The organism is Extensimonas perlucida (genome assembly GCF_007655255.1).
GTDB lineage: Bacteria > Pseudomonadota > Gammaproteobacteria > Burkholderiales > Burkholderiaceae_C > Extensimonas > Extensimonas perlucida.
Genome location: NZ_VMYE01000020.1, coordinates 55483 through 62426, shown reverse-complemented (window position 1 = coordinate 62426; position 6944 = coordinate 55483). Strand labels below are relative to the sequence as shown.

At 62.9% G+C, this 6944-nt stretch carries 11 protein-coding genes; 2 read left to right on the top strand and 9 right to left on the bottom strand.

Features of this window, described 5'->3' with window-relative positions:
* Positions 1 to 313, top strand: a 313-nt coding sequence (locus FK527_RS17370) for a hypothetical protein (protein WP_222116162.1), incomplete at its 5' end; no start/stop codon positions are given.
* 164 nt (positions 314 to 477) lie between these two features.
* On the opposite strand, the gene FK527_RS14080 is transcribed toward FK527_RS17370, so the two are convergent.
* Genes FK527_RS14080 through FK527_RS14060 form a run of 5 tightly spaced genes read right to left on the bottom strand, consistent with a single transcriptional unit; the run spans position 478 to position 4754 of the window.
* Positions 478 to 1101, bottom strand: a complete 624-nt coding sequence (locus FK527_RS14080; RefSeq protein WP_144735119.1) for an SCO family protein — start codon at positions 1099 to 1101, stop codon at positions 478 to 480.
* A 5-nt stretch (positions 1102 to 1106) separates the two neighbouring features.
* Positions 1107 to 2015, bottom strand: coding sequence for a heme o synthase (gene cyoE, locus FK527_RS14075; protein WP_144735117.1), 909 nt, complete (start codon positions 2013 to 2015; stop codon positions 1107 to 1109).
* A 9-nt stretch (positions 2016 to 2024) separates the two neighbouring features.
* Positions 2025 to 3266: a COX15/CtaA family protein gene (locus FK527_RS14070; protein ID WP_144735115.1), complete on the bottom strand. Its 1242-nt coding sequence runs from the start codon at positions 3264 to 3266 to the stop codon at positions 2025 to 2027.
* On the bottom strand, positions 3266 to 4012 hold the full coding sequence (locus FK527_RS14065) for a hypothetical protein (RefSeq protein ID WP_144735113.1): 747 nt from the start codon (positions 4010 to 4012) through the stop codon (positions 3266 to 3268). The genes FK527_RS14070 and FK527_RS14065 overlap by 1 nt, the downstream gene beginning before the upstream one ends.
* Positions 3966 to 4754 carry an SURF1 family protein gene (locus tag FK527_RS14060; RefSeq protein WP_246072822.1) on the bottom strand — a complete coding sequence of 263 codons (789 nt, stop codon included), beginning with the start codon at positions 4752 to 4754 and terminating at the stop codon, positions 3966 to 3968. Before FK527_RS14060 ends, FK527_RS14065 begins: the two co-directional genes overlap by 47 nt.
* Here FK527_RS14060 and FK527_RS14055 point away from each other — a divergent pair.
* Positions 4753 to 4974 (top strand): twin transmembrane helix small protein, encoded by a 222-nt coding sequence (locus FK527_RS14055; protein ID WP_144735109.1) that lies wholly within the window; start codon positions 4753 to 4755, stop codon positions 4972 to 4974. The two genes, FK527_RS14060 and FK527_RS14055, sit on opposite strands and share 2 nt — an antisense overlap.
* Before the next feature lie 76 nt (positions 4975 to 5050).
* On the opposite strand, the gene FK527_RS14050 is transcribed toward FK527_RS14055, so the two are convergent.
* Genes FK527_RS14050 through FK527_RS17365 form a run of 4 tightly spaced genes read right to left on the bottom strand, consistent with a single transcriptional unit; the run spans position 5051 to position 6942 of the window.
* Entirely contained in the window at positions 5051 to 5932 is an 882-nt protein-coding gene (locus FK527_RS14050) for a cytochrome c oxidase subunit 3 (protein WP_144735107.1), read from the bottom strand.
* A 54-nt stretch (positions 5933 to 5986) separates the two neighbouring features.
* Entirely contained in the window at positions 5987 to 6205 is a 219-nt protein-coding gene (locus tag FK527_RS14045; protein ID WP_144735106.1) for a DUF2970 domain-containing protein, read from the bottom strand.
* Positions 6202 to 6807 (bottom strand): cytochrome c oxidase assembly protein, encoded by a 606-nt coding sequence (locus FK527_RS14040; RefSeq protein ID WP_144735104.1) that lies wholly within the window; start codon positions 6805 to 6807, stop codon positions 6202 to 6204. Before FK527_RS14040 ends, FK527_RS14045 begins: the two co-directional genes overlap by 4 nt.
* Positions 6808 to 6831: 24 nt before the next feature.
* Positions 6832 to 6942 carry a cytochrome oxidase small assembly protein gene (locus FK527_RS17365; protein WP_222116161.1) on the bottom strand — a complete coding sequence of 37 codons (111 nt, stop codon included), beginning with the start codon at positions 6940 to 6942 and terminating at the stop codon, positions 6832 to 6834.
* Between the last annotated feature and the right edge of the window lie 2 nt (positions 6943 to 6944).

Here is a 6944-nt window from a genome sequence, read left to right as displayed (position 1 = left end):
GGACTTTGCGCACTTAGCTCAAACGCCCACGCTTATCGGCTGTGTGTTTTTAAGGATCCGCGCTACAAAAGCTTTTCTAAACTTTTGCCGCTTTGCACCTCAGCTGCAATCAGCTGAGCCGCGTATTTTAGCAATTTTTTTTATCTCCGAGCAAACTATGGGGCTTTCGGCTTTCTTTCAACCCGCATATCTGGCGCTTCGTAGCTCCCAGCAGGCTTTCACCAATACCCCAGCTTCGCTGGCGCTCTTGCTGCCAAACTCCCTCGTCTCTTCGGACTTGGGGCGCTCAGCAGCTGAGCCCGCTATTGTATAACGGAAATCGGGGGATGATGGGGCGGGCGAGAGATTTTTTAAGCAAGTTGCCTCTCGGTCTTGTTGGGGGGCATCAAACGCCTCTGAGAACGCCACCAACAAGCCATTCTCTCTCGGTAACCTCATACCTCTAGGCCCCTCGTGGAGAAGGGTCTAAAGGCCTGCTCAGGGTGATTCGCGCAGCAGCGTGCGCAGGTCGTCAGCCAGCGCCTGCGCGCCGCTGCCGTAGCGGTGGAACACGCGCACGCGCCCCTCGGGATCGAAAATGTAGCTGCCGGCCGAATGGTCCATGGTGTAGCTCGTGGGCGTTTTGCCCTCGATTTTTTTGTAATAGACCTTGAATTCCTTGGCGACGGCAGCGGTCTGTTCGGGCGTGCCGCGCAGCGCGATGAAGTTCGGATCGAAGTTCGCCATGTACGCCTTGAGAAGTCCGGGAGTATCGCGCTCTGGGTCTATGGTGACGAAAATTCCTTGCAGGCGCTCTCCGTCCGGACCCAGCAGACGCTTGGCCTCGGCCAGCTCCTGCAGCGAGGTCGGGCACACGTCGGGGCATTGCGTGTAGCCGAAGAACACCACGACCACCTTGCCGCGAAAGTCCTTCAAGCTGCGCTGCTGGCCATTGTGGTCGGTCAGCTCCAAATCGCGTGCGTACTCGGCGCCCGTGATGTCCACGCCATGAAAGCTGGGCTTTTTTTCGGAGCATGCTGTAAATAAGGCTCCAGCGCCCGGCAATACAGCGCAAGCAGCTATGGTTTTCAGTGCATCTCGGCGTCGCAAGGAGGTGTTCATGGTCTTCACAACACGTAATGGTCCACGAGCAGCGCAGCGAAAAGCAGGCTCAGGTGGATCAGCGAAAAACGAAAGGTCTTGCGCGCGCGCTCGTCCGAGTAGTGGCGCCAGAGCTCGAAAGCATGCCAGCAAAAGCCTCCGCAGAGCAGCACGGCCGCGGCCAGGTAAATCCACGAACTCATGCCGTAGATGAAGGGCATCAGGCAGCCCGCAAACAAAATCAGGGTGTAGAGCAGCACTTGCAGCCGCGTGAACTCGTTGCCGTGCGTCACGGGCAGCATGGGCAGGCCGGACTTGCGGTAGTCCTCGACGCGGTACAGCGCGAGCGCCCAGAAATGGGGCGGCGTCCACAGAAAGATGATGAGGAACAGCATCAGCGCCTCAGCCCCGACCTCACCCGTCATGGCCGACCAGCCGAGCACTGGCGGCATCGCGCCCGAGGCACCGCCAATCACGATGTTCTGCGGCGTGAGCGGCTTGAGGATCACGGTATAGACCACGGCATAGCCGACGAAGGTGGCGAACGTCAGCCACATCGTGAGCGGGTTCACGAAGAAATACAGTAGCGCCGAGCCCGCAGCGCACAGGCCCGCGGAAAACAGCAGAGTTTGCGCGTTCGAGAGCTCCCCCTTGGCCGTGGGGCGCCAAGCGGTACGCTTCATCTTGGCGTCTATGCTTTGCTCGACGATGCAATTGAAGGCCGCGGCCGCGCCTGCAACCAGCCAGATGCCCAGGCACGCCACCGCCATGCGCCCGAGCTGATCGGGCGCCGGCCAGCCCGGCACGGCGAGCACCATACCGATGAGCGCACAAAACACGATCAGCTGCACCACGCGCGGCTTGGTCAGCGCATAAAACTGCGCCCAGCGCGAAGGCAGGGACGCCGAGGGAACGGAAGCGGGAGCGGCACTCATGCGGCGGTTTTACAGGTGGACGGCCTTTGCGCCGGCGTGGGTGGTACCGCGCTCGCGCAGAGGTTCGTGAAGAGGCGACGCGGCTGGTACGGCGAAAGCACTATGGCTCGCCTCCAGCGCCCAGGTCAACACCAGCGCGAGCGCCGCAGCGCCGCCGGTGTGCAGCACTGCGGCAAGCAAAGGCCAGCCGAGCACCACGTTGCTCAGACCCGTGAGCAGCTGCAACAGCGCCAGGCCCGCGAGCCAGCGCGCCTGCGGGCGCAGCGCCGGCGCTGCCCGCAGGCGCCAGGCGAGCAGCGCAAGCGCCAGCAGCACAACGTAGGCCATGAGCCGGTGCGTGTAATGGATGGCCGTCAAGGCCGCGAACGGGATCGGGCTGCCGTCGGACTGCAAACCCAGCGGGCGCCAGAGCGCAAAACCCTGCGCGAAATCCATGCGCGGCCACCAGCTACCTTGGCAGGTAGGAAAGTCGGTGCACGCGAGCACGGCGTAATTCGTGCTGACCCAGCCGCCCAGCAGCACTTGCAGCGCGAGCAAAGCTGCCACCACCCACAGCCCGCGCCGCAAGCCTGCGGCGATCGGCGCTGGCGCCACACCTTGTGCCGCCAGCGTATGGCGCAGGGCCTGCACGCACAACAACACCAGCAGCACCAGGCCACCTGCCAGATGCAAGGTGACGATGGCTGGGAACAACTTCATCGTCACCGTGAGCGCGCCAAATGCCCCTTGCAGGCAAACCCATAGCAGCGTGGCCGTGGGCCACCATGGATGGATGGGCAGGGTCGCATGCTGCGCGTACACAGCACGAGCGCGCCGCCAGAGCACCCAGCTCGCCACCGTGAGCACGATGATGAGCATGCCCACAGCCGTCGCAAGGTAGCGGTGGATCATCTCGATCCATGCCTTGCCGTGCGTCACCGGCCCGCTGGGCAGGGCCTGCTGCGCTGCGGCGATCTGCGCACGCGCGGCTACAGGGCTCGCCTGGCCGTAGCAACCCGGCCAATCGGGGCAACCCAGCCCCGAATCCGTGAGACGTGTGAAAGCGCCGAAGAGCACGAGGTCAAAGGTCAAAAACAGCGTCAGCAACGTGAGCGCCTGGATACGGCGCACCGGCGCGCGGCCTCGGCTGCGCCAGGCCACCCATGCCAGCGGCCCGAGCGCGAGCACAGCGCCGAGCAGCATCATCCACGCCACGGGCGCCAGCGAAACAAGCGGCGTGGCAGCAGGGGCGACAAGCGTGCTCACTGGCATCAGTGCTGCTCCGCACGGCCCGGCTCGTCCCACGAGGCGGAGGCGCGCAGCAGGCGTTCGAGATCGCGCTTGGCCTTGGCCGCACCCGCGCGATCCAGCCCCGCCGGAAAACGCATCATCCAGTTTCCCATGGGGTCGACGAGGTACAAATGGTCGGCAAGCTGCTGCCCCGGCGCGGGCTGCAGCCACGCGGCCAGCGCCTTTGCATCGACGCGCAGCACCGTCGCCTGACGCAAGGCCGGCAGCAGCGCCGCGGGCACGGGCGCATGGTCATCGATCAGCCAGACCCAGTCGATGCGGTCTTTTCCCGCGCCCATGCTCTCGCGCAGCTGGCGCTGCAGGTACAGGTGCTGCTCGCAAGCGGCGCTGCAGGCCCCACCCGAGACGCTCACGAGCAGCCACTGGCCTTTGAGCGCGTTGAGTGGCCCCGCAGGCCGACCGTCGAGCGTAGTCGTGGGCAGTGGAGGCAGCGGGCGCTGCGGCTGGATCAGCTCACCGTAGTTGCGCCGCGCTTCGGGCCGTATCACGTAATAGGTGAAGTACGAGGCGACCACCGGCGCCGCGCAGACCAGCAGCAGAAGCAGCAGCTTCCAGCGCCCGTAGCGCGTGCGCTCGGCATACGCCACGGCGTCGCCCGCTGGCGGCAAGCTGTGCACCGTGAGCCCGAGGACATGGTCGCCCAGCGGCTCAGGCGGCGGGCTAGGTACGCGGGCGGAGAAAACGTCGGACGATTTGGAACCAGACATAAAGCAAAGCAATCAGGCTGCTGAGCCCGAACCATTGAAACGCGTAACCGTAGTGTTTTTCGATGCCGAGCGCGATGGGCGGCCAGTCGCGCAGCAGGCCCTCGCTCGCAGGCCCGGTCTGCAGCACCGTCCAATCGGCCAGCGGCAAACCCGTTTCGGCGCGAAAAGCGGCAAGGTCGAGATTTTGCCGGATGGGCGAAAACCCTGGCGCCGCCGCGCTGCGACCGAAGTCAAACAAACGCGAAGGCGGCAGCGCGAGGCGCCCTTGGACTTGAACCAAACCCGGCGGCGTCTGCACCGGCGGCAGTTGCGTGCGCGCCTCGAAATTGCGCGGCACCCAGCCGCGCTGCACCAGCACCACGGCGCCGCCCGGCTCGAGCTGCAGCGGCGTGCAGACGAAAAAGCCGGGGCGACCCTGCATCTGGCGGTTGTCCAGATAGACCATGTGCGCGGGCAACCAACGACCCGTGAGCACCACGCTGCGGTGCAGCAGCGGCTCGACCTCCGCGCGGGCGCGTTCCGTGTCCTGCGGCAAATGCGAAAAAAGCTGGTTGCCGTCGAGCGCGGGCAGCGCCGCCTGCTCTGCCATGGCGGCTTGCAACGCCTCTTTTTGCGCGGCGCGCCCCAACTGCCAACGCGCTAGCGCCAACGTAAGTGCGATGCCGAACAACGCGGCCAGCGTGATCAGCCAGAAGCGCCCGCCAAGGCGCTGCCTGTGCGAAGGTGTCACAATCTCTCGCATGAAATACGTCGTTCTCGTGGCATTTCTCGCCATTCTCGCCAGCCTGGGCGCTGCGCTTTTCTTCATGATGCGCGGCGACCGCGCCGACAAGTCCAAGGGCCACTATATGGCGCGGGCGCTCGCCGTGCGCGTGGGGCTCTCGATTGCGCTTTTCCTGGGCATTTTGCTCGCCTGGAAGCTCGGCTACATCCAGCCTACGGGCTTGCAAGTCTCCCCCTAATTGTCAAGCCCCTCGGTCAGAGGCTGCTCAAGAAAGCAAAAAAGCGCCTGGCGGCGCTTTTTTGCTACATCGCGCATTACATCCAATACACCAACACATACAAAGCCAGCCAGACCACGTCAACGAAGTGCCAGTACCACGCGGCACCCTCGAAGCCGAAATGCCGCTCCGCCGTGAAATGGCCTTTTTGCAGGCGCAGAGTGATGAAAAACAGCATCAGCATGCCAATGAACACGTGCAAGCCGTGGAAGCCCGTGAGCATGAAAAAGGTGGAGCCGTAGATGCCGGAACTGAGCTTGAGGTTCAGTTCGGTATAGAGGTGGTAATACTCGTAGCCTTGCACGCACAGGAACACGAAACCCAGCAGCACCGTGAGCCACATGAAGCCTATCGTTTTGCCGCGCTGGTCGGCGCGCAGCGCATGGTGGGCAATTGTCAGTGTGACGCCCGAACTCAGCAGCAAAGCCGTGTTGATGGTGGGCAGCCAGAACGGCCCCACGGTCTGGAAGGGCTCGACGATACCTGCGGGGGAGCCTGTTGCGCCCGCCGCCATGCTAGGCCACACGGCCTTGAAATCGGGCCAGAGCATCTGGTTGTCCAGGCTACCCAGGGCAGGAATCGAATGTGAACGCGCCCACCACAAGGCCGTGAAGAAGGCGCCGAAGAACATCACCTCGGAAAAGATGAACCAGCTCATGGACCAGCGGTATGAGAGATCGATCTTGCGGCCATACAGCCCCCCTTCGCTCTCGCGTGCGGCATCGCGGAACCATTGGAACAACACCGACAGCCACCACACCAGGCCCAGGGCGAGCGAATACTTTCCCCAGTCATGACCATTGATCCACTGGCCTGCGCCCAGGATCACAAAAAACAGCCCAATCGCTGCCATCACCGGGTGGCGCGATTCGGAAGGCACGTAGTAATACGGCGTAGTGCCGTGGGTTGTTGCACTCATTTCAGCTCCTCAATTTCAATCTTTTGTTTTCCGGTTTTCGAATCTACGGCGTCATCACACGACCCATTTGACCAATACGATCAGGCCCACAACCAACAAGAACACCGCGAACAAGCCCACCGCGATAATATGCAGCGGATTGAGTTTTTCGATGTCTTGCTGGTATTCGCTGCCCTTGCGCAAGCCGACCAGCGACCAAGCCACCGCGCGCACCGTGCGGCCCAACGAGCCCTTGCGCTGCAGCGGTGACTGCGCAGAATCTTGCCCGCTCATGCGCCCGCCCCCGTCGCCCCTGGGGCTGCCGCTTGCTGCGGCGCCTGTGGGGTCTTGCCGCCAACCTCGAAGAAGGTGTAGGACAGCGTGATGGTCGTGACGTCCTTGGACAGTCGCGGATCAATCACGAAGGCAACCGGCCACTGCTTTTTCTCCCCTGGCTCGAGCGTGTACTGGTTGAAGCAAAAACACTCGAGTTTGTTGAAATGCGCGGCCGCCTGACGCGGCGCATAGCTGGGAATGGCCTGTGCCGACATGCGCCGATTTTGCGTGTTCTGGAACTCGTACATCACTGTGGCCAGCTCGCCCGGATGCACCTGCATCGAGTGCACCGCAGGTTTGAACGCCCAAGGACCGCGGACATTTGCGTCGAACTCCACGGTGATCGTGCGGCTCGTGTCCACCTGCGTATTTGCCGGCAGCTTGCTGCCTTTGGTTGTACCACCGGGCACGTCCAACTCTGCCAGCGACAGAATGTTGATGCCCGTGACCTCGCAGATGTGTTTGTACAGCGGGATCAAGGCATAACCGAAGGCGAACATGCCGGCCGCCACTACGGCCAGCTTGCCCACCATCTTGGCGTTGTCGCTGCGAATGCTCATGGCAATACCCGGGCAATGCGAGATTCAATGCGAAAGCCAAGCGATCTTGGCCACAAAGCCGAGGAAAAAAGCCAGCGCCACCGAGACCAGAATCAAGGCCATGCGCAGATTGCTCTTTCTTTTCTCAGGGCTCATGA